The sequence below is a fragment of the Streptococcus pseudopneumoniae genome, from assembly GCF_001073085.1.
GTDB lineage: Bacteria > Bacillota > Bacilli > Lactobacillales > Streptococcaceae > Streptococcus > Streptococcus pseudopneumoniae_M.
On the sequence record NZ_JVFV01000042.1, the window covers coordinates 175,295 to 196,701 of the forward strand.

The following is a 21,407-nucleotide window of genomic DNA, read 5'->3' on the forward strand; positions in this document are numbered from 1 at the left end:
GTCCCTATCACTCTTTTATCAAAAAGGTCCTTTCCTATCATACACTGTTTCCCAAAAATTGGCAAGCAACTGATACTCAATGAAAATCAAAGAGCAAACTAGGAAGCGAGTCGCAGGTTGCTCAAAACACTGTTTTGAGGTTGTGGATAGAACTGACGAAGTCAGTAACAAATATACGCCAAGACGAAGCTGACGTGGTTTGAAGAGATTTTTGAAGAGTATGATTTATAAGTTCAACATAAAAAGTAGGACCATCTGACTCGGTCAAGCCTGATGGTATCCTACTTTTATAGATTTTAGTAAACTATCTTACTTAGATTTTCAAGAATCGACGCATGGAGATTCCTGAACCAAGTGAACCGATACAGATTCCGATGAGGAACAAAAGACCGATCATCAATGGAATAAAGGTATCTGGGGTAATCAAGGATAGGTTTTGTCCAACCAAGGATGGGTTGACAGATTGGAATACTCGGTTATAGATAAAGTAAACCAGAACTGATGGAAGAGCTGCTCCCAACAATCCGATAAAGGCACCTTCTAGCAAGAATGGGCCACGGATGTAACCGTTCTTGGCACCAACCAAACGCATGATTTGGATTTCACGGCTACGTGAAATGATAGTAATACGGATGGTATTTGAAATCAAGAAGACTGCGATGAAGATCAAGAGTCCTGCGATGACCAATCCCCAAACACGGATGAAGGAAGCCAACTTGAAGAGACGCTCCGTATTGGCACCACCGTCTTGAACCTCAGAAACTCCTTCGATTTTCTTAGCTTCTTCAGCGACTGGTTTCACGTCACTTGGTGAATTGGTATCGACAATGTAGGCATCATGAAGTGGATTGGCATCTCCTTCAAAAACCTTCCACTCTTCACCCATGGTTTCAGTCAACTTTTGGTACTGCTCTTCTTTACTTGAGAAGGTTACATTTTTAACGGCTGGCATAGCCTTGAGAGCATCATAAACCTTGTGGTAGTCATTGTTAGTGACTGTCTGGCCTTCTTTTACGATGGTTTCACTATTGTCTTCAACGTCTTTACGGACATAAACCATGACGCGTACGTTGTTTTCGATATCCGTTGCCAATTTTGCAGTATTAAAGATAACTGAGGCAAAAATAGCAACCAAGGTCAAGGTAATCATTACTGAACTGACAGCAGCAATGGTCATCCACCCATTACGCTTTAAACTCTTTAAAGCTTCGAATAGGTGGCGGAAAAATCTACTAATCATCGTATCCGTACTCTCCTTTCGCTTCATCACGTACCACGCGACCATTCTCGATGGCGATAACGCGGTGGCGCAAGGTATTTACGATTTGGCTGTTGTGGGTCGCCATCAAAACAGTTGTCCCTTGAAGATTAATACGTTCCAAGAGGTTCATGATTTCCCATGAGTTATCTGGGTCCAAGTTTCCTGTTGGTTCATCGGCAATCAAAACCTTAGGATTGTTTACGATAGCGCGAGCAATGGCGATACGTTGTTGCTCACCACCTGAAAGTTCATTCGGGAATGAACGAACCTTGTGCTTCAAACCGACAAGGTCCAAGACTTCCATAACACGTTTTTTGATATTGCGACGACTTTCACCAACAACCTCCATGGCGTAAGCAATGTTCTCATAAACGGTTTTCTTTGGCAAAAGTTTGTAATCCTGAAAGACTACTCCAACGTTTCTACGCAAGAACGGAATATCTTTCTTTTTAATCTTAACCAGGTTATAACCTGCAACTTGCAAGCTTCCTTTGTCGATTTTGACCTCACGATACAAGGCACGGATAAAAGTTGATTTACCAGCACCTGAAGGTCCTACGATGTAGGCAAATTCTCCTGCATCGATATTTACAGTGATGCCACGTAGGGCTGTTGTCCCGTTGTCATACTTTTTGACAACATCTCTCATTTCAATGATCGACATGTGACTTCCTTTCTTTTAACTAATACGCCATTTTAGATAGGCATCGATGAAACCATCTAAGTCTCCATCCATGACCTTATCTACCTGCGCAACTTCAAAACTGGTACGGTGGTCCTTCACCATGGTATAAGGGGTGAATACATAGGAGCGAATCTGGCTTCCCCATGTGATTTCTTTCTTATCCCCCTTAAGGGCATCTACCTCCGCAGCTTTCTTTTCCTGCTCCATCTGATAGAGTTTTGCCTGAAGCATCTTCATCGCACGATCACGGTTTCCGTACTGAGTACGGTCAACAGTCGATGCAACAACAATCCCTGTTGGAATGTGGGTCAAGCGGACACCTGTTGAAACCTTGTTGACGTTTTGTCCACCTGCTCCACCCGAGCGGAAAGTATCCATCTTGATATCATCTTCTCGGATGTCAACTTCAATAGTATCATCCAACTCTGGCATAACTTCTACAGAAGTAAACGAGGTGTGACGACGCTTAGCTGAGTCAAATGGTGAGATACGGACCAAACGGTGAACTCCCATCTCTGACTTGAGAAGACCATAGGCATTTGGTCCTTCAAAAGACAAGGTCACCGACTTAATTCCTGCTTCATCACCAGCTTGATAGTCCAAGACTTCAACCTTAAAGCCTTTAGCGTTACCATAACGAGTGTACATACGAAGGAGCATATCGCCCCAGTCTTGGGCTTCTGTTCCACCAGATCCTGGGTGAATCTCTAAAATAGCATTATTATGATCATAAGGCTCTGATAAGAGCAAGGTCATCTCGTAGCTAGTCATCATCTGATCTAGCTCAGCTAGCTTCTCCACCAACTCATCCTTAACAGACTCATCCTCTGCTAAAAAGTCTAGTAAGATTGCAACCTCATCCTGCAACTCTTCCATGGTATGGAAGGTATTGTAGGTATTTTTTAGTTCGTTTAATTCTTGCGACGTTTTTTGGGCCGCAATATTATCGTTCCAAAAATCAGGTTCTGTCATTTTGTTTTCCAAAATGGCAATTTCTTCTTCTAACCCTTCGAGGTCAAAGAGACCCCCTAAAAGAAGCTAATTTTTCACGATTGGCGTCAATTTTTTGACGGATTTCTGAAATGTCCATATATACTCCTTTTTTGTATCGTTTTATTATACCATAATTTTTCTTATTTATCTAATCGGGGGTTTTTAAAATTTCTTATCAAAATATTTCGATTTGAAGACTAAGAGAATGTTTTCAACAATTTAGGGTGTATAGAATCAAAAAACATCCCAAAGCTGATCAATATTCTCATCCTAAAAACATTGATAAATTCTTTGAGATGTATATAAATACTATTTCATGAGAAAACTAGGTTGTGAGTGAAACACTAGCACAGAGGGAGTTTTCTCGAAGACATAGTAAGAGGTAGAAAGCACTTATTCTTTATCTGCCTTCAAAGTCGAAGTTTCTTGGGCATCTGCTGATTTTTCTTCCTTATCTACTGGCTTATCAGAATCCTTCTTAGGGTCTTCTTGATTTCCCTGAACTTCTTCCTCTTTTACAGGATTTAAGCTCCAAATACCATCTTGATTGACCTTGTAGCCATCAGGTGTTGTTCCATTTCTTAGAAGTGAACCATCTGCTTGGAAATAGTACCAGTTGCCATTCAACTGTTTCCAACCAGTCTCCATTGCGCCGCTAGTATTGAGATAATAACGAGAGCCATCAATCTCTTGAAGACCTGTTAGCATGATGCCTTCCTCGTCTAGATAGTACCATGTGTCCTTATCTTTGAACCAACCTGTCTTCATAGCTCCGCTAGTTGCAAAGTAGTAGTAATGATTATCAAGCCATTTCCAGCCGGTCTGCATAGCTCCACTTGCATTGAGGTAATAGCGAGTGTCATCAATTTCTTGAAGACCAGTTTGCATGATACCTTCCTTGTCTAGATAGTACCATGTGTCCTTATCTTTGAACCAACCTGTCTTCATTGCTCCGCTAGTTGCAAAGTAGTAGTAATGATTATCAAACCAGTTCCAACCTGTTTGCATAGCCCCACTTGCATTGAGATAATAGCGAGTACCTTCAATTTCTTGTAGGCCAGTTTGCATGATACCTTCTTTATCTAGATAGTACCAAAGCCCCTTATCTTTGAGCCAACCTGTCTTCATTGCGCCACTGCTTGTGAAGTAGCTATAATGATTATCGAACCACTTCCAACCTGTTTGCATGGCTCCACTTGCATTTAGATAATAACGAGTTCCTTCAATCTCTTGTAGGCCAGTTAGCATAACACCTTCTTTATCCAAGTAATACCAAGTATCTTTATCCTTGATCCAGCCTGTTTTCATCGCTCCGGAACTAGCAAAATAGTTCCAATGCCCTTCAATCGAGACCCAACCGGTTTGCATAACTCCCTTATTATCAAAGTAGTAGGTTACTCCATTGATTTCTTTTTTACCAACTATTTGTTTTCCTTCTTCATCAAAGTAGTACCAGTTTGATTCAATTTTTTGCCATCCAGAGCCTGTCTCATCTGACTGTAATGCCCCACTACTTGCAAAGAACATTTTCTTACCATTAAAGACTTGTGAGCCAGTAAGCATTTTACCATCTTTATCAAAGAGGTACTTTTGTCCACCGATTTCAGCTAGCTGATCATATCGTCTTGCACCATCAGATTGAATATAATACCAAGCATTATCATGATAGAACCATCCACCTGTTTGCATTTTACCATCATCATTAAGGTAATACCAGTTACCTTCAAGATTTACACCATTATTTTTTAAATGGAGCCATCGACTCGTTTGTTTTTGACCTTTTCCATTAAAGAAATAGTAACTACCATCAATTTCTTGCCAACCAATAGCCATTTGTCCATCTGAAAGACGATATTTCCAATATCCACCTTCCTGATACCAATTCGCATCAACTTTAGGAATATCAGGGAAAGCATTTGAGACATTAGTGAATCCTTGATTACTAATATCAAATACCGTTGCGTCTTGAGTATTGCTAGAAGCACGGACAACCTGAATATTTTTCTCTTGAAGATAATCCCTTGTCGAAGCAAGGTTGATCTCTCCTCCAGTAGTTTGGATAATCATGCTTGGTGAAAGATTGTCGATAAAAGCTTTAGTATTTGATATTTTTGCATCATAGTGGTGATTCCATTTCATCATGTCCACTTTTCCAATAACTGGACCTAGCTTATCCTCAGCTCCCTCAGCGTTGTCTAGGTCGCCACCAAGATATATCTTTTTACCTGCCACAGTCACAACAGCTACAATTGAGTTGGAATTATCATCAAGTACCCTTTTGAGTTTCCCGTCTGAACCATACTCATTCTTATAATTATAGAGTTGTATATCCATCTCTCCCAATGTGAAATGGCTGTCTTCGTCCTTTATATCTTGGACAACTGTAACCCCGCGATTTTGAGCAGCACGAAGAGCATTATCATAATTGAAAAGGTTATCCCACAGTCCCCAATTACTAGTAATTCTTTCATCTGAATATTTTTTCAAATAAAATTTGTCTACTTGATAACGATTAAGTATTTCATCCGCACCACCTATATGATCGCTATGAACATGAGTTCCTAGGACAAAATCTAATTTCTTCACTCCAACCTGATCTAGATGTCGCATTAAACGATCTTCCAAAACTTGATAATTTCGCATGGAAATTCCCCAGCGATCTGGATATCTCGGATCAGTTCCGTCAGGGAAATCATAATCTTCGCCCATGTCAATAAGGGCATAATGACCATTACTCTCTAGAAGAATAGCATCGCTTCCAGATTTAGCTTTTGTATTGATAAAATGTATGCGATTCCCTGCACCTGCTGAGATAGTATCTGCATTTACTGTTTGCGCTTGAATTATTGTGGCCGATAGAAACAAGGCACTAAGCAATATTGATTTTTTTAAACTTTTCATAAGGCATTCAACTTTCTTAATTAATTTTATACTATTTTGTTAATCAATCCAATAATTCTTTTCATTTCCTGGAATTTGTTTGTCAACAGGAGGTGGAGTCATATACTCTTTACCAAACTCATAGACAAGAATCTCATGATATCTTCTCGGTACTTTTAGGATTAGATTTTCATATGGCATATCAATTGTATCATACAACCATTCTGTTTTAATACCAGCTGGATAGTAAGAGTCATAAGTTGAGCAAACCAGGTCTGAAGAATTTTCAACACTGTATTTTAAAGCAAGTTGTTCAAGTTTTTGATTCCAGAATTGAGGAGATGTAAATCTGAATATTGCTGACGCAATATAACGAGGAAGATTTTTAATCCCTCCGTTTTCGTACTTAATTCCCTTAAAGTTTAAAGACGATAGACGAATTAATTGTTTGTAGAGTTTCATTTTCTTACGATCTTGTTCATCTGTAACAAGACCATCGTACGGGAAGACATCTACACAAGTTCCAAGAACAACACTTGGATCTAAAAGATTCGAGTCTCTCCTTGTTCGAATATCGTAAACACGCATATAACTATATGGATATCCCTTAGTTTCTCTAAAAGAAATCAACTTATAGTATGGGTGGTTATCGTTTTTTAGAACAGCGTATAACTTTTCAAATTCATCTCTAGCTAACGAAATGTCTGTATCATCATCCCAAGGAATAAAACCCTTATGACGAACGGCTCCTAATAAAGTTCCAAAATCGATAAAATATTTGATATCGTGTTTTTCACATATCTCATGTAAGTACTCTAGGATACCAAGCTCAACTTGCTTGATTTCTTCAAGGCTTAAGATTTTTTCAGACATTATTTGTCACTCCTAATCTCTACTTCTTTGTTTAAATAATAATCTATTGGCTTTCAGTAATCTTCCACAATTTGAAGTCATGATGCGAAACTTGTTGCTCAACTGGTGGTAACTGCATATAATTTCCATAATCTGAAGTTAAAATTTCATGATAATGTTTTGGAATCATAAATTCCTTACCTTCAAAGCTACCAGCTTCAACTTGTTCTAACCATTCACGTTTCCAAACGGGCTTATTCATATCCTTATAGACAACATAGTCCACCAATTCATAATCTTCTACTTTTCTGGATTTAGCTAATTCATCAATCTGAGAAACATACTTATTTGTGTTAGTGAAATAAAAGATAATAACAGAAATATAGCGGATCATTGAATTTACTACACTTTTAGTATTCGTAATTCCTTTGAAAGTATAACAACTTAACTGGCGTTTCTTGATGATTTTAGTCATTTTATCCTTAAACGCCTGATCATCTTCATAACCATCTACAGGGAAAATATCTACATAGATACCCATATTCGAATCAATTCGCACATCCTCTTCAACTAAGTAAGTCTGATTGTCTTGAATCTTCATGAAAGGATAGACATAATTGACATTATTTTTATAAGACATGACTTCGTATCGCTCGTCTGGATGTGCAATCAGATAATTTTGTAATTTTTCATAATCGTCTCGTAACATACAAATGTCCATATCATCATCCCATGGAATAAAACCTTGATGACGAACTGCACCAATTAAGCTACCATAGGACAAGAAATATTTGACACCAATTTTATGACACACTTCATGGATATACTCCATGATTCCTAACTCCATCTGTTGAATTTCAGAAATATCAGTTACTTCCTTGTAACGAATGTTTTTTTCTTTTTCACAGATCATTAGACCATATCCTACCACTAACCAGAAAATGATATTGATAAAGTTTGTCGAATACATGATCTGACTTTCAAACAATTGTCCAAATAAGATTCCAAAGAATAGAATCATGACTAGTTTTTCACTATTTCTCTTTGATTTAATCAAGTAAGAAACAAAGCGGAAACTTACATAAGCAATGATGAGTATGAAAGAAGAGAGACCTAATAATCCTGAACTTACAAAAATGGTAACAAAGATATTGTGGAAATTACCTCCAATAAGTGAGTTTGTAATTTCAAATTTACTAAAGTACTCTGTATAGTAATCGGTAACATTTCGAACACCATAGCCAAATAACGGTTTTGCACTTCCCATTTTAATAGCATTTTTCCAAATATAAGTACGTCCACTTGGTGTCGTCTCGATTAGGTGAAGTTCCCCGTTTTTCTTGGCTACGTCCGAATCTGTCTCTGAATATGATTTGCCTTTATTTAAGTCAATTACAGTTGCCTTGGCTGCTGAAATATATACCGAAGTTACATAACTAATACCAATATTACTACCTGTGAGTAAGATACTAGCTACTAGAAAAGTAAGCCATTTTTTGAGTAATTTTCCTCTAGAAATAAAAAGACAATAAATCCCAAGCATCAAAATGACTGATAAGAGTGCTCCTCTACTCTGCATGGTTGCAAAATAGATTAACTGAATCAGATTGTTTATCTTTAGATAAACTGAGTATTTACTTCCTTTATGAATGAGGTACAAAGCAAAAACAATGCTGATGTAAGAAAAAATAGCACTTGCATTTGGATTAACAATTCCCCATAAGCGTCCATTCATAACACCATAATAATAGGATTGTTCTCCAATTTTAAATAATATTAAAACTCTTGAAAGTAATAAACCAAAAGCAAATAAGGCCGAAGTAAATGAGACAATCTGTATGGTTCCTGCAATCAATCCTAATAACTTCCTTAACTGCTCTGGTTTTACCATGGTAAATAACAAAACATAAGTTAGCATAAAGAAAATTTCAACCATATTTCCGAATAGGTGTCCAGAACGATTAACGAGTGCTGATAAAAAGTGACTGCCTACTAAAAGACCAAATAGGGAAAGAAACTTCTTATCTATCTCTATTCGTTTCCAATTAAAAAATAAAGTTAAACAAATAGAAAGAACAACAATTGCTGAAAGCCCTTTATAAATCGGATTGGTTACTTTATAAATTAGCGAACTCATACTTAAAATCGAAATAAAAACAAAAAGATATGAAATCCACAGTTTTGATTTTTCAAAGCTTTCAATCGTTTTTGAAAAATTCATCTTCAACTCCTTTAAATGACATTATTAATTCAAGCCGACAATTTGTCTATAGATCCATGGAGAAACAAGGAGCGACAAAACGGCTATTTTTCGAAAATTAGTAAAATAAGGATCTTTTAATATCTCAGATAAATGATTGATAATCCACTTTCTCAACGTATTTTTCTCTGTTCGATATTGACTAGGATCCGTAAAGATTATTTTATCGTATACCGTAATATATGACCAACATTCTCTGTTCACTAATTCAGTTTTTAGTTGTGGGAAAATTTGAAAAACTTCAGAAATAATAATATTATAGACCTCTATGGTATCAAATACATGATTGTTGACAGAAGTTGTCGCACTCCCCTGTCGATGATCATAATAGTAGATTGGTTTATCAATAAATACGCTTGTACATTTGGTTTTTAATAAAACTTCTGTTAAAAACAATGCATCCTCAGCCAAATGATAGTCTGTATTGAATATAAAACCTGAAATAACCTCTCTTTTAAACAATTTTGCAACAGGGAAAAAAGAAGTCCGAGTTGTCATCAATAATTCTCTCATTGTCTGCTCTGTCGACCACTTCTCTGCTTTTCCTGAAAAAACTGGTAGTTCTGTAATTTGACCATTTTTTATATGATGGAGACGTGCTATACTAAATCCGATTGAATCGTCACTATCAACTACACTTATTAAAGTTTCCAAATAATCTGGTGTAATAAAATCATCACTATCAATAAAAGTAATCCATTCTCCTCTTGAATGTTGAATACCTATATTTCTAGCATTCGAGACTCCTGCATTCTTAATATGAAAAACTTTGATATTTTCATTTTTAGATGCCAACTGATCGCACAAGGCACCACTCTGATCTGTTGAACCATCATTTATAAGGAGCAATTCAAAATTCGTATATGTCTGTTTTAAAATAGACTCCACGCAGCGTTCCAAATAAGCTTCTACATTATAGACTGGAACAATGATACTAATTTTTTCTTTCATTGTATTCTCCCATATATTCTCTATAACTCTTATCCATATCTGCTATAAGGGCATCGTGGTGAGGCACTTGCTTGTCAGCCGGAGGTGGTGTCATGTAGTCACCAAAAGCTGTGCTGAGATAGGCATCATAACCAACTGGAATAGGCATTTCTGTTCCTTCAAAAGGTAAGAAAATGTTGTCTTCAAAGGCTTGAATTGGGTATTTCTTCTTCATGTAACCTGGACCTGAGCATAACTCTGTGATGCCATCACTTTCAGCTGGTCCATACTTGGTCATTTCTTTCTCAGCCATTTTCCAGATACGATAGCGAAGGGCTTTAGGAGTCAATCCTAGTAAAATGGTACTACCCCACTTCATGAGAGCTCCGTGCTTTTCTGGAATGGTTTGTGCACAAAAGAGAGAATAAATCAAAGCCCAACGTACCTGTTTCTTACGTTCAGCTGGGTTTTTAGGGTAGTAGTCTAAGGGAAGAACATCCAAGGCCAAGCCGTGTGGTAGATCCAAATCTTGTTGATAAGGCTTGATACAAGTCGTCTCCTTATCTCGAATAGTGATAAAGAGGTTGCGGTCAACAAAGTCTCTATCACTTTTTGATAGGAAGTAACGCTCGTCCGCATAACGAGGCCATAGCTCTGCTAGTTTTTCATAATCCTTGCGAGGCATAAAGAAGTCTAAATCATCATCCCAAGGGATAAAACCTTTATTTCGTAGAGCTCCAATAGCTCCTCCACCACACAAATAACAGAGTAAATTGTGTTCTTTACAAAAGGCGACAAAATATTCAGCCATCTCTAGGCTACGAGCTTGAATTGCCTTTAAATCACTCATCTCATTCTCTTCCTCTTCTATAGAATACATCATTCTATTATACCATAAAAATAGTTTATAAATCCATCTGACCATGTGAAAAATCAAAGCCCACGATACCCATTTTCATAGGTACCTCAAGCTCTGATTCATTTTACATGTTATCTAAATCCCATTTGGGCCAATTTATTTTGGTAAGCTTTTTGATCCACTCGAAGGGATTGACCGCCGTATACGTCAAAGTCGTCTACCCAGTCTCCAAGTTCTGGGACTGTCAATCTTTCAATACCATTCTGCGCACCTTCAAGGACTGATAAGCCATTGGTCAATAAGAAGGTATATGGAAGGTTTGTGGAGGTCATGGCGAATACTTTACCAAGAGCTTCCGAACCAGTGAAAAGTTTTGTCGGATCTTTAATTTGTTGTAAAACAGCAGTCATGACTTGTTGCTGTCTACGAGTACGGCCATAGTCCCCTTCATCATCATCACGGAAACGTGCATAGTTGAGAAGAGTCGACCCATTCATCTGTTGTTTCCCAGCTCGAATGGTTTGAGTCGGTGACTCAGTTTCCGTTGCGTGCAAGTCATCGCCTACAGTCGCTTCTGTAACTGGGACCCCATTTAGAGTTGAAAACTGAGCATCAATGGTCACACCATCAGGGAAAAGCGTATCAATGGCTGTTGCAAAGGCTTGGAAATCGACAAGGGCATAATATTTGATGTCCAGATCAAAATTATCCTTGAGCACCTTGCGGACCATTTCAGCTCCTTGTTTACCTTCTTGTTCCCCTAATTCATAGGCCAAGTTTAATTTATGGTCTGTCTGTTTTTGACCATTGATGACTTGGCTATACCCATCAATATAGACCAGGTTATCACGCATAAAGCTAACGAGCTTCAATTTTTTATCTTTGCCACTTACATTCAAAACCATAATGGAATCTGTCCGTGTTTCTGCACTATTCTGTCCAATACGGCCATCCGTACCCAAAATAAGAATATTAACCCCATCACGCGTATCTTGTCCATTGAAGACTTCAACCTGAGCAGCTTTGGCATCTTTGGGCCCATTTGAACTATTAGGGTTCGCCGATTGGAAGCCCTTTAAGAACATGACGATCATTCCTACTGCTACACAAAGCAATATCATCCCTAACCAAGCAAATAAGCGTTTAAAACGAAAACCTCTTTTTTTCTTTTGCTTCTTAGCTTTTGGAATCTTCGTTTCCAGTTGATCTCCACTACTACGGCGACTAGAATGACTACGATTAGCATAGGTTGGCAGGTCGATACCAGAGTCTGAAAGAAGTTGTTCTTTGGCTTCTGGATTGAAAACTTCTGCTGAATCTTTTTGACCTTCTAACTTGGCTTGTAAAAAGGCAAATTCTCTCTTTTCTTTCTCATTCAAATAATGAATGTTTTTCAAAAGATAGTCATATCTCAGTTTTTCATGATGTGTCAAAGGATTCTCTCTAGTCATTCCTTCTCCTTCCCTTTATCCTGTATGGTATAGATAGGGTAAGCTCCTAGTATTTTATACTGGATTCCAATCGTTTCTAGTTCTTTTTGAGCAAAATGGACCAGTTCTTTATCAGCATAGTCCACATCAATGATAAAAAAGTACTCACCTAGTGCTGTTTTTAGGGGACGACTTTCTATCTTGGTTAAGTCAATCCCTCGCCAAGCAAAGGTCGAGAGTGCCTTGTAAAGTGCACCAGGTAAATTGTCTGGCAAGGTTACTGCTAGGCTCATTTTTTCAGTTGCATCTTGTAAAGGAATCTGTGGCAACTCTGCACCCAAAACCCAAAAGCGAGTGAAATTAGCTTCCATCTCTTGAATATCTTGAGCGATTAGCTCCAGCCCGTATTCTCCAGCAGAACTTTTGGGGGCAATGGCAGCAAAAGGCTGATCTGGATGCTCGGAAACATAGCGCGCAGCGTAGGCTGTACTGGTAGTGACCTCCAGTTGAGCGTCTGGATAATGCTCATCAATAAATTTCTTCCCCTGTGCCAAAGCTTGTGGGTGAGAAAAGATTTTCTCAATTTTAACTTTCCCTGGCACCGCCATCAACTGTTGATGAATTGGCTGTACAATCTCCGCCACAGCTTGAATACGAGCTTGATGAAAAAGATAGTCTAAGGTCTCATGAACACTACCTTCTATAGAATTTTCAACTGGCACTACCGAATAGTCTACCAAACCTTGTTCATATGCTTTGATAACGTCTGTAATATTTGAAAAAGGCTCTAGTTCCTCATGAGGAAAAGCCGTTTGCACCACATGGTGCGAAAAAGATCCTTTAGGACCTAGATAGGCAATTTTCATGTCAATTCCTCTATAATTTCCTCTGGACTTAGCTTGGACACATCGATAACTTTACTAGCCACTTCCTCATACCAAGCCTGTCTTTCTTTAAAAATCGCAGCCAAATCTTCCTTGCTATTCTTTAAAAATAGTGGGCGTTGATTGTCCTTATCAGCTGAAATTCGCTGGTACAGGGTCTCAAAATCTGCTTTTAGGTAGATGTTGTCTGGATTTTGCTTGAGCAAGGCACGATTACGAGGAGAAATGACTATTCCCCCTCCTGTGGAAATAACTTGATCTGTCTTTAGCAAATCAGCTAGGACTTCTTCTTCTATCTGACGGAAGGCTGCTTCTCCTTTTTCTTCAAAGAAACGAGCAATTGGCATCCCCAGTCGATCTTCAAGCAAGGCATCCATGTCTACAAAGTCAGGATCTAATCCTCTAGCAATAGTAGATTTTCCTGCCCCCATAAATCCAAGTAAAACCTTAGCCATGAATCAAAGTCTCCAAATCATCAAAGAAGCTTGGGTAGCTAGTATTAATAGCTTCAGCACGATCTAATTCGACCTCTCCATCTGCCACTAAAAGAGCTGCAATGGCTGTCATCATGCCGATACGGTGGTCACCAAAGGTATTGACTTTGGCTCCATGAAGAGCAGATTTCCCTTTGATAATCATGCCGTCTGTTGTAGGAGTAATAGCTGCTCCCATGCTATTTAAAGCGTCTGCGACAACTTGAATACGGTCAGTTTCTTTAACCTTGAGTTCTTCTGCATTTTTGATAACCGTTTGACCTTGAGCTTGGGTAGCAAGAAGGGCGATAATTGGCAATTCATCAATCAAACGTGGAATCAAGGCTCCACCAATTTCTGTTCCTTTTAGGTCTGAGGTCTCAACAGTCAAAGTTGCAGACTTAGCAATTGGGTCAACATCAGTAAGTTCTAATTTCCCACCCATAGCACGGATAACATCAATAATCCCAGTACGAGTTTCATTAATACCAACATTCTTAAGTACCACACGAGAATTAGAAACAATCAGACCTGCCACCAACCAAAAGGCTGCACTAGAAATATCTCCTGGTACGACAACTGTTTGTCCACTTAGTTTCTGTGGTCCTTGGACAGTGATTGTCTTACCATCAACACTCAAGTCTCCGCCAAATTGATGCAGCATATCTTCTGTGTGGTTACGAGTGCACTCCTTTTCGACAATGACTGACTGACCTTGAGCCTGCAAAGCTGCAAAAATCAAGGCTGACTTGACTTGAGCAGAGGCAATTGGCAATTCATAATGAATAGGTCTTAAGTCTTTCGTTCCTTTTAAGTGTAAAGGTGGCAAGTCTCGATCTGTTTGACCAGAAATGGTAACTCCCATTTTTTTCAAAGGAAGGGTCACACGATCCATGGGGCGTTTAGAAAGACTATCATCTCCAAACATCTCTACTTCAAAGTCTGCACCAGCAAGGACACCTGAAATCAGACGAATAGAGGTCCCAGAATTACCCATATCCAGAGCATTCTGAGGTGCTTTCAATCCATCCATCCCAACACCTTGTATGGTAACGACACCGTCTTTGTCCTCAATCTCAACGCCGAGATCGCGAAAAACTTGCATAGTTGATAAGACATCTTCACCACGCAAGATATCATAAACCTTCGTTTCCCCCTCAGCCAAGCTTCCAAAAATAATAGAGCGATGACTGATGGATTTGTCACCTGGTACGCGAATGCTACCATTCAAATGGTTAACGTTTGTTTTTAACTTCATACTAGACCCCATACTGACAATACTTTTTCTTATTTTATCATAAAAAGTCAGAAATTTCTTAAAAATTCCTGACTTTATGAGGTAAATTCTTATTTTAAAAGTTCTGAAATTGGTTCAAAGACAATTTTTTCAATATCAGATAGATAAATAGAAAGTTGTTGCTGTTTGGCAAAGAAAGCTGATAAAAGAGAGTTGCCTTGAATCTGCTTACCATAGCTTTCCATTTTTTCTTGGAAAGAAGCGTCGGGCATTTGACCAGTTTGTGCCATGACTTGGATTTCATGTTGAAAAGCAATATAATCTGCAAAGATTTTACTAGCTTCTGCATCGGCTTGGATAGCATCTCTAGCTTCCTTAACCGCCTTGTATTCAGGCAATTCGCGTAGTCCACGACTAAGTTCGTTTGCACTATCATAAATATTTGACATAATTGTCCTCCTTATTTAATAACGACTGTGTAATTCGTATTTTCTGTAATGACTTGCTCAGCACGTTTTAAATCCTGAGCATTCTTAAAGGAAATTTGCAGAATCCCGTGAACATCCTCACGGTTTTCCTCATTGATATGGATATTGACCAAGGAAGTTCCTCTTAGCAATTCCAAGATGCGCAAGATAACATCTTCTTCATCGGGAACATCTACATAGAGGTCAAATGAGCTATCTACTCCGCCACGTTTATGGATTTCCATAGCTTGACGTTGTTCACGCGCTTGGTTGAAAAAATTCCAGATTTGGTTTTCGTCACCTACACTGATTGCATGACCTATCTCGTCCAAACGCCCCTTGAAATCCTCAATGCGTTCAATAATGGTATCCCGATTGGATAAGAGGATAGAAGTCCACATACCAGGCTCACTTTCGGCAATCCGAGTCATATCACGAAAACCACCTGCCGCAAAACGTCGTGCCATTTCATGCTCTTCAGCATAACTTACAGTTTGTTCCATCAGGCCTGATGCTAAGATATGCGGAAAATGGCTAATCTGAGAAGTCACTCGGTCATGCTCTTCAGCATCGATTTCAATGAAACGAGCATGAAGACCTGACAGCAAGTCCCTCATTTCTTCGAGCGTATCCGGAGTTGTCAGACTAGATGGCGTCAAGATATAATAGGCATTTTCAAAGAGGTTGACATCTGCAGAGGCCGCTCCTGTCTTGTGGCTCCCTGCCATGGGATGGGCCCCCACAAAGCGAACGGACTTATCAGCAAAAAATTTTTCAGCTGTAACTACGATAGCTGACTTGGTCGATCCAGCATCAGAAATAATGACATCTTCTTTTAGTTCCAAAGTTGCCAATTCTTGTAAAAAAGCAATGGTTTGCTTGATTGGCAAGGTAAGAATGATGACATCTGCAAGTGGAGCAAAACTAGCAAAATCATCCGTCGCCCGGTCGATCATTCCTCGCTCCAAGGCAATATCTCTGGACGCCTGACTACGATTGTATCCCAAAATCTCATAATCAGGATGATCTCTCTTAATCCCCAGTGCCATGGAAGCACCAATCAAACCCAATCCTGCGATATAGATGGTTTTAGCCATAAGAACTCCTTAATAATTCTTTGTATACTCCCGATGTTTAGCAACAGCTTCTTTTAATTCCTCCAGATTATCAGAAGAGAATTTCTCTAGAATTTCCTGGGCCAAGACCGTTGCTACGACTGCTTCCATAACAACACCTGCCGCTGGAAGAGCGGTTGGATCACTTCTCTCCACCGTTGCTTTATAAGGTTCATGGGTTTCAATATCGACACTCATTAATGGCTTATAGAGAGTCGGAATTGGTTTCATGACCCCACGAACAATAATCGGTTGACCATTGGTCATACCACCTTCGAAACCTCCAAGGTTATTGGTCCGACGAGTATAGCCATCTTCTGGTAACCAGAGAATTTCATCCATGACTTGGCTACCCTTGAGATAACCTGCTTTAAAACCAAGTCCAAACTCCACACCCTTAAAGGCATTGATGGAGACAACCGCTTGAGCTAATCTTGCATCTAGTTTGCGATCCCATTGGACGTATGAACCCAGACCAACCGGAACACCACCGACAACAGTTTCAACAACACCACCAATGGTATCACCATCACGTTTGATTTGGTCAATATAGTCCTTGATTTCCTGCTCACGTTCTTGGTTGACGATAGAAACTTCTGACTGGGCAGCTAATTTTTTAATCTCTGCGACTGTTAAATTTTCTGGAACATCGATTTCCTTACCACCAAAGACAACAACATGGTTGGCAATTTCAATATCAAGCTCAGCCAATAAACGCTTGGCCACAGCCCCAACTGCTACTCGCATAGTCGTTTCACGGGCAGATGAACGTTCCAGGGAATTTCTCAAATCATCAAAGCGGTATTTGATGCCCCCAACCAAGTCTGCGTGACCTGGACGAGGATGAGTGATTTTTCGTTTACTTTTAAGTTTATCCTCAATATCCTCAGCAGACATGATATCTAGCCATTTTTGATGGTCTTTGTTAATGACATCCATGGTAATGGGAGCCCCTGTCGTCTTCCCGTAGCGAACACCAGAAGTAAAGACAACTTGGTCACTTTCAATCTTCATACGACCACCACGTCCGTATCCACCCTGGCGACGTTTGAGATCCTCATTAATATCTTCTGCAGTTAAAGGAAGACCTGCTGGGATTCCTTCAATTATTGCTGTCAGACGAGGACCATGTGATTCTCCTGCTGTTAAATATCTCATACATTCTCCTTATTTTACTAAGTAATCTTTCATTTCTTCGAGTGAGACAGGGTGAATAGTGGCTGAACCAAGCTCTGGTACCAAGACTAATTTCATAGTGTTGCCACGCGCTTTTTTATCGTGAGTCAAAGCCTGATAAAGCTTATCAACATCCCAGTTGTCATAATCCACAGGAAGCCCAAATTTCTGACACATTTCTCGGATAGACTGAGTGATTCCAGCTGGCATAAGGCCCTTTTGTTCTGCTACCTTAGAAACCTGAACCATTCCCATCGCTACTGCCTCACCATGCATGACACGTCCATAACCAGCAGTTGCTTCAATAGCATGGCCAATTGTATGACCAAAATTGAGATACAGACGAATGCCATTGTCCAATTCATCCTCAACTACCATCTTGCGCTTCACCTGGCAAGAATGCTCAATCAAACTTTCTGAATGCTCCAAAATACTCTCTACAGAACCATCCATTTCAGATAATAAGTCCCAAAGTTCTGGATCTTCAATTAAGCCATACTTGATGACTTCACCCATTCCTTCAATCAATTCTCTCTTCCCTAAGGTTTCAAGAACGTTTGGGTCAATCAAAACACCATCTGGCTGGGCAAAAGTTCCCACCATATTCTTGGCAAAAGGAGTATTCACTCCTGTCTTACCTCCGATTGAAGAGTCAACTTGAGCTGTCAAGCTAGTCGGAATTTGAACAAAGTGAATACCTCGCATATAGGTTGAGGCTACAAAGCCAGCCAAATCACCAACTACACCACCACCTAAAGCTACAATTCCGTCACTGCGAGTCAAGTCTTGCTTAACTAGAAATTCATAAGCCTTTTGAACCGTGGTTAGATTTTTTCGCTCTTCCCCCTCTAGAAAGTCAAAAACTGCCACTTGAAAACCAGCATCCTCTAAGCTCAATTTTACTTTTTCTGCATAGAGAGAAGCCACATGGTTATCGGTAATGATAACGACTTTTTGTGGTTGCCAAAGTTCCCGCAACCATTTTCCTGCTTGAGACAGGCATCCTTTTTCAATCTGAATATCATAAGGATGGTGGGGAAGGTCTATTTTGATTTTCATAGCAGGTCTCCTTTTTTCATTTTTGATACTTTTGTTTTAGTAATTCCCAGATTTGATCGGTTGGCATTTCCTTGCTGGTCCATAACTGAAAAGCTTCAGCTGCTTGGTAAAGCAACATGCCCAGGCCATTAACAGCATGATTGCCCTGGTTTCTTGCCCAATTTAAAAATGGTGTCTCAAAGGGTTGATAAATCACATCAGCTACCAAAAGCTGCTTTGGTAAAACGATGCTAGATGGGATTGGCAGAGATACTCCGTCCATGCCAACACTAGTCGCATTTACCAGTAAATCCGAATCAATTATCCTTGCTTGCAGTTCAGAAACATCTTCTAAAGCAAATAAATCTACTTTAAACCCTGTTTCATTTTGTAGTTTTTCTAAGTAAGGTCTTGTTTTTTCTATTGAAGCCGAACGTACAAAGACAGAAACTTGACTGACTCCATCCAAGATTGCCTGCGCCAAAATTGCCTTGGCTGCACCGCCTGCTCCTAACAATACCATTCTTTTCCCAGATATTTTAAAAGAAGGCAAGCTCTTAAAGAATCCCTTGCCATCTGTGTTATATCCGATTAAAGTTCCCTCTCGATTCACCACTGTATTGACAGCACCAATCAACCGAGCTTCTTCACTCAATTGATCCAAATAAGGAATCACCTGCTCCTTGTAAGGCATGGAAAGATTGATCCCAAACATCTGATAGCGACGAATATTTGCAACTGTTTCTGCCAAGTCAGTCGCTTCTACTTCCCAAGCAAGATAGACCCCATTGGTATTGGTTGCCTCAAAAGCTTGATTGTGAATGAAGGGTGAAATGGAGTGTTTGATAGGATTGGCGACTACAGCTGCTAAACGTGTGTAGCCATCAATCTTCATTTAGTATCTCCCGAATTTTTTTCATGCTAGAAAGTGAAATCTGTCCTGGAGCACTGGCTTCGTCCAGACTTGCAAAAGACCAGCTAGAACCTGTCACATCTGAAGTGACACGAGAAACCTTACCCACTTTCCCCATAGAAATCGTCACATATTCTTGTTCTGGGTTCAATGTTTTAAAGCCACGTGTAAAGTTCATAAGGTCCAATACATCTTGTTCTGTATGAGCCATAACCGATACTTTAACTACTTTCGGAGTTAGACTGGTTAGCTCGGATAAGATTTCCATCATGTTTTCTGGAGTTTCTTGAAAGTTATGATAACTCAAGACTAGATTTGGAAAATCAAGCATCTCTTCAAAAACATCCTTATGGGAGAAATACTCAAAATCAATATATTCTGGTTGATAGAGTTGAGCTACATCTTTGATAATTTGTACATACTCCGCCGAATCCAAATCGATCTCGCCTCCCTCAGCACGAGTACGTAGGGTGAAGAGGAGTTCGCGGCCTGCAAATTTTTCAAAAATAGCTGGAGCTACCTGTAAAATAGCTTCCTTTGGTAGGAAGTCGGCACGCCACTCAATGATATCAGCATCGATATACCGCATGGCATCGATTCCTTGCGCCTCTTCTAAACTCTTTGGCATTACTGAAACGACTAATTTCATTTAGTTACCTTCATGCTAATCACCTTGAGGTAATTACTACTTTCATCTTTTTCATTGTAGACAAAGTCTGCTGGAAGTCCATACTTTTGAAGAACCTGATATTTTCTTCCTGCGAATCCTTTGTCGATTTGTTCTATAAATTTTTGACGGGAAACATTGGCAGCATTGGTGCTAGCAATGATCATACCTCCCGGATTTAAAATCTCTAAACTCTGGGAAATCAACTTGTGATAGTCCTTGGCTACAGAGAAAGTTTGCTTTTTATTACGGGCAAAGCTAGGTGGATCCAGAACGATCACATCATAAGATAAGCCCTTACGTTTAGCGTATTTAAAGTATTCAAAGACATCCATGACGATGAAACGATGACTGTCAAGACTGAGTCCATTGGCATGAAAATGAGCTTCTGACAGTTCTCTTGAACGTTTGGCTAGGTCTACAGAGGTTGTTTCACTAGCTCCTCCCATGGCTGCAGCAACTGAGAAAGCTGCTGTGTAGGAAAACATATTTAGTAAGGACTTGCCCATGGCTAAACCATCAACCAAGCTACCACGCACTTCATGTTGGTCCAAGAAGATGCCTGTCATAAGACCGTCGTTCATAAAGACTTGATAGAGGACACCATTCTCAAGAACTGTAAAATTTTCTGGTGCTTCTTGACCATAGATATGGGCAGACTCATAGTCTAGACCTTTAAAACGAATCTTTTCATAGGCACCTAAGACTTCAGGGAAAACCTGAGCAAAAGCTGCTAAGATCTGTTGGCGAAGCCCATAGACATAGGAGTTATACCAGGAGAAAACAACATAATCTCCATAGAGATCCAAAGTCATTCCACCAAAGCCATCGCCTTCTTGATTAAACAAACGAAAGGCAGTTGTCAACTCATCTTGATAGTAAGAAGAACGTTTTTGTTTGGCTTTTTCAAACAAACTTTCAAAGAATTTTTGGTTAAAAGAAAGCTTCTGGTTGGTTACAAACCAACCAATCCCCTTATTTTGACGAGATAAATAGGCCTTGCCCAAAAACTGCTTGTTTTGACTAAATAACTCAACTTCTTGATCAGTTTCAGATAGTTCTGGAAAATCAATTTCCTCCAAAAGTACTAGACCTTGGTTTAGTTTTTTTTCAACACGTCTACTGACGAATACTTTATTCATAAATACTATTATAACAAATTTTGTGACAATTCACAAAATAGAAACTATTGATTCATCCATCATCTTGCCCTATCTGAGAGAATTTTTTCTCCCATTAGTCCTACTATTTTTCTTTTATAGTATTTCAACACTTCTAGTTGAAAAA

General features: G+C 39.3%; 19 protein-coding genes. All 19 read right to left on the reverse strand.

Features of this window, described 5'->3' with window-relative positions:
- Positions 1–313: 313 nt before the first annotated feature.
- Positions 314–1,240 carry a permease-like cell division protein FtsX gene (gene ftsX, locus ADH90_RS09205; protein ID WP_049530989.1) on the reverse strand — a complete coding sequence of 309 codons (927 nt, stop codon included), beginning with the start codon at positions 1,238–1,240 and terminating at the stop codon, positions 314–316.
- Complete coding sequence (gene ftsE, locus ADH90_RS09210) at positions 1,233–1,925, reverse strand: cell division ATP-binding protein FtsE (RefSeq protein ID WP_004251332.1); 693 nt, start codon at positions 1,923–1,925, stop codon at positions 1,233–1,235. The genes ftsX and ftsE overlap by 8 nt, the downstream gene beginning before the upstream one ends.
- A 15-nt stretch (positions 1,926–1,940) precedes the next feature.
- Positions 1,941–3,036, reverse strand: a protein-coding gene (gene prfB, locus ADH90_RS09215; RefSeq protein ID WP_148130293.1) for a peptide chain release factor 2 whose coding sequence is annotated in 2 segments (ribosomal slippage) — positions 1,941–2,963 and positions 2,965–3,036 — 1,095 coding nt in all. Because the reading frame shifts where the segments join, the coding sequence is not laid out codon by codon here.
- 296 nt (positions 3,037–3,332) lie between these two features.
- Complete coding sequence (locus ADH90_RS09220) at positions 3,333–5,840, reverse strand: MBL fold metallo-hydrolase (RefSeq protein ID WP_049530992.1); 2,508 nt, start codon at positions 5,838–5,840, stop codon at positions 3,333–3,335.
- Positions 5,841–5,879: 39 nt separating this feature from the next.
- Positions 5,880–6,692: a LicD family protein gene (locus tag ADH90_RS09225; RefSeq protein ID WP_049530994.1), complete on the reverse strand. Its 813-nt coding sequence runs from the start codon at positions 6,690–6,692 to the stop codon at positions 5,880–5,882.
- A gap of 43 nt (positions 6,693–6,735) precedes the next feature.
- Positions 6,736–8,892: a LicD family protein gene (locus ADH90_RS09230; RefSeq protein WP_049530995.1), complete on the reverse strand. Its 2,157-nt coding sequence runs from the start codon at positions 8,890–8,892 to the stop codon at positions 6,736–6,738.
- 24 nt (positions 8,893–8,916) lie between these two features.
- Positions 8,917–9,882, reverse strand: coding sequence for a glycosyltransferase family 2 protein (locus ADH90_RS09235; RefSeq protein WP_049530998.1), 966 nt, complete (start codon positions 9,880–9,882; stop codon positions 8,917–8,919).
- A complete protein-coding gene (locus tag ADH90_RS09240; protein WP_049530999.1) occupies positions 9,866–10,711 on the reverse strand; it encodes a LicD family protein in 846 nt (281 codons plus the stop codon). Before ADH90_RS09240 ends, ADH90_RS09235 begins: the two co-directional genes overlap by 17 nt.
- A 140-nt stretch (positions 10,712–10,851) precedes the next feature.
- The gene (locus ADH90_RS09245) at positions 10,852–12,171 is read right to left on the reverse strand and encodes an LCP family protein (protein ID WP_049531000.1); all 1,320 of its coding nucleotides are present in this window, start codon (positions 12,169–12,171) and stop codon (positions 10,852–10,854) included.
- The gene (pheA, locus tag ADH90_RS09250; RefSeq protein ID WP_049531001.1) at positions 12,168–13,016 is read right to left on the reverse strand and encodes a prephenate dehydratase; all 849 of its coding nucleotides are present in this window, start codon (positions 13,014–13,016) and stop codon (positions 12,168–12,170) included. Before pheA ends, ADH90_RS09245 begins: the two co-directional genes overlap by 4 nt.
- Positions 13,013–13,489 (reverse strand): shikimate kinase, encoded by a 477-nt coding sequence (locus ADH90_RS09255; protein WP_049531002.1) that lies wholly within the window; start codon positions 13,487–13,489, stop codon positions 13,013–13,015. The genes pheA and ADH90_RS09255 overlap by 4 nt, the downstream gene beginning before the upstream one ends.
- On the reverse strand, positions 13,482–14,765 hold the full coding sequence (aroA, locus tag ADH90_RS09260; RefSeq protein WP_049531003.1) for a 3-phosphoshikimate 1-carboxyvinyltransferase: 1,284 nt from the start codon (positions 14,763–14,765) through the stop codon (positions 13,482–13,484). Before aroA ends, ADH90_RS09255 begins: the two co-directional genes overlap by 8 nt.
- Positions 14,766–14,854: 89 nt before the next feature.
- A complete protein-coding gene (locus ADH90_RS09265; protein WP_049531005.1) occupies positions 14,855–15,193 on the reverse strand; it encodes a YlbF/YmcA family competence regulator in 339 nt (112 codons plus the stop codon).
- An 11-nt stretch (positions 15,194–15,204) separates the two neighbouring features.
- Positions 15,205–16,308, reverse strand: coding sequence for a prephenate dehydrogenase (locus ADH90_RS09270; RefSeq protein WP_049531006.1), 1,104 nt, complete (start codon positions 16,306–16,308; stop codon positions 15,205–15,207).
- A 9-nt stretch (positions 16,309–16,317) separates the two neighbouring features.
- Positions 16,318–17,484 (reverse strand): chorismate synthase, encoded by a 1,167-nt coding sequence (gene aroC / locus ADH90_RS09275; RefSeq protein ID WP_049531007.1) that lies wholly within the window; start codon positions 17,482–17,484, stop codon positions 16,318–16,320.
- A 9-nt stretch (positions 17,485–17,493) separates the two neighbouring features.
- Positions 17,494–18,561, reverse strand: coding sequence for a 3-dehydroquinate synthase (aroB, locus tag ADH90_RS09280; RefSeq protein ID WP_049531008.1), 1,068 nt, complete (start codon positions 18,559–18,561; stop codon positions 17,494–17,496).
- Positions 18,562–18,577: 16 nt separating this feature from the next.
- Positions 18,578–19,435 carry a shikimate dehydrogenase gene (locus ADH90_RS09285; protein WP_049531010.1) on the reverse strand — a complete coding sequence of 286 codons (858 nt, stop codon included), beginning with the start codon at positions 19,433–19,435 and terminating at the stop codon, positions 18,578–18,580.
- Positions 19,425–20,102 carry a type I 3-dehydroquinate dehydratase gene (gene aroD / locus ADH90_RS09290; RefSeq protein WP_049531012.1) on the reverse strand — a complete coding sequence of 226 codons (678 nt, stop codon included), beginning with the start codon at positions 20,100–20,102 and terminating at the stop codon, positions 19,425–19,427. The genes ADH90_RS09285 and aroD overlap by 11 nt, the downstream gene beginning before the upstream one ends.
- Complete coding sequence (locus ADH90_RS09295) at positions 20,099–21,262, reverse strand: class I SAM-dependent rRNA methyltransferase (protein ID WP_049531014.1); 1,164 nt, start codon at positions 21,260–21,262, stop codon at positions 20,099–20,101. Before ADH90_RS09295 ends, aroD begins: the two co-directional genes overlap by 4 nt.
- Between the last annotated feature and the right edge of the window lie 145 nt (positions 21,263–21,407).

Bases quoted from the DNA above. Each gene is read 5' to 3' on its own strand.
- pheA (WP_049531001.1), bottom strand. From the start codon at position 13,016: ATGAAAATTGCCTATCTAGGTCCTAAAGGATCTTTTTCGCACCATGTG.
- ADH90_RS09225 (WP_049530994.1), bottom strand. From the start codon at position 6,692: ATGTCTGAAAAAATCTTAAGCCTTGAAGAAATCAAGCAAGTTGAGCTT.
- ADH90_RS09245 (WP_049531000.1), bottom strand. From the start codon at position 12,171: ATGACTAGAGAGAATCCTTTGACACATCATGAAAAACTGAGATATGAC.
- aroC (WP_049531007.1), bottom strand. From the start codon at position 17,484: ATGAGATATTTAACAGCAGGAGAATCACATGGTCCTCGTCTGACAGCA.
- ADH90_RS09285 (WP_049531010.1), bottom strand. From the start codon at position 19,435: ATGAAGATTGATGGCTACACACGTTTAGCAGCTGTAGTCGCCAATCCT.
- ADH90_RS09255 (WP_049531002.1), bottom strand. From the start codon at position 13,489: ATGGCTAAGGTTTTACTTGGATTTATGGGGGCAGGAAAATCTACTATT.
- ftsE (WP_004251332.1), bottom strand. From the start codon at position 1,925: ATGTCGATCATTGAAATGAGAGATGTTGTCAAAAAGTATGACAACGGG.
- aroB (WP_049531008.1), bottom strand. From the start codon at position 18,561: ATGAAAATCAAAATAGACCTTCCCCACCATCCTTATGATATTCAGATT.
- ADH90_RS09270 (WP_049531006.1), bottom strand. From the start codon at position 16,308: ATGGCTAAAACCATCTATATCGCAGGATTGGGTTTGATTGGTGCTTCC.
- ADH90_RS09295 (WP_049531014.1), bottom strand. From the start codon at position 21,262: ATGAATAAAGTATTCGTCAGTAGACGTGTTGAAAAAAAACTAAACCAA.
- ADH90_RS09265 (WP_049531005.1), bottom strand. From the start codon at position 15,193: ATGTCAAATATTTATGATAGTGCAAACGAACTTAGTCGTGGACTACGC.
- ADH90_RS09220 (WP_049530992.1), bottom strand. From the start codon at position 5,840: ATGAAAAGTTTAAAAAAATCAATATTGCTTAGTGCCTTGTTTCTATCG.
- aroA (WP_049531003.1), bottom strand. From the start codon at position 14,765: ATGAAGTTAAAAACAAACGTTAACCATTTGAATGGTAGCATTCGCGTA.
- ADH90_RS09230 (WP_049530995.1), bottom strand. From the start codon at position 8,892: ATGAATTTTTCAAAAACGATTGAAAGCTTTGAAAAATCAAAACTGTGG.
- ftsX (WP_049530989.1), bottom strand. From the start codon at position 1,240: ATGATTAGTAGATTTTTCCGCCACCTATTCGAAGCTTTAAAGAGTTTA.
- ADH90_RS09235 (WP_049530998.1), bottom strand. From the start codon at position 9,882: ATGAAAGAAAAAATTAGTATCATTGTTCCAGTCTATAATGTAGAAGCT.
- aroD (WP_049531012.1), bottom strand. From the start codon at position 20,102: ATGAAATTAGTCGTTTCAGTAATGCCAAAGAGTTTAGAAGAGGCGCAA.
- ADH90_RS09240 (WP_049530999.1), bottom strand. From the start codon at position 10,711: ATGAGTGATTTAAAGGCAATTCAAGCTCGTAGCCTAGAGATGGCTGAA.